The organism is Neisseria sp. P0021.S007 (assembly GCF_051956855.1).
Map to the genome: position 1 here is coordinate 1 of NZ_JBQCXA010000632.1, position 650 is coordinate 650.

A 650-nucleotide genomic window follows, 5' to 3' on the forward strand; every position below is an offset into this window, starting at 1 on the left:
GCGGAAATGAACTGCGATGTGATGCTCAAAGCCACCAACGTTGACGGCGTGTACACCGCGGACCCGAAAAAAGACCCATCTGCAACACGCTATGAAACCATTACTTTTGACGAAGCCTTGTTAAAAAATCTCAAAGTGATGGATGCCACTGCCTTCGCCCTCTGCCGCGAACGCAAACTCAATATCGTGGTCTTCGGCATTGCTAAAGAAGGCTCGCTCAAACGCGTGGTAACCGGCGAAAACGAAGGTACACTGGTTCACTGCTAATCATTGAAACGCCGTCTGAAACAGCCGAACGGGATACATTCGGCTTTCAGACGGCCTTTTATTTTCAGTCGGTTGCGCGGGTATTGGCTCATGGTTTGAAAAAGTCGAGAACCTGCTTGACCATAATGCCCAACCGACAATTCGATAACAAAGGATACTCCATGAATATCACCGTCTTGGCTGTAGGCACGAAAATGCCGCGTTGGGTGGATGAAGCCGTCGGCGAGTACGCCAAACGCTTCGGGCGCGATGTCAATTATGCGCTGAAAGAAATCAAGCCCGAAAAACGCGGTGCGGGTGTGAATGCGGCTCAGGGCATGGCGGCTGAAGAAAAACGCCTGTTGGAAGCCATACCGCAGGGCGCGTTTTTGGTGGTATTGGAC

The 650-nt window shown here is 51.4% G+C and carries 2 protein-coding genes; both read left to right on the forward strand.

What is annotated here, in order from left to right:
- Positions 1-267 (forward strand): amino acid kinase family protein (locus tag ACTHUR_RS15065; protein WP_440399420.1); only part of this gene is annotated, 267 nt, incomplete at its 5' end.
- Between the two features lie 161 nt (positions 268-428).
- Positions 429-650: 23S rRNA (pseudouridine(1915)-N(3))-methyltransferase RlmH (locus tag ACTHUR_RS15070; RefSeq protein WP_440399422.1), on the forward strand; the 222-nt coding region annotated here is incomplete at its 3' end.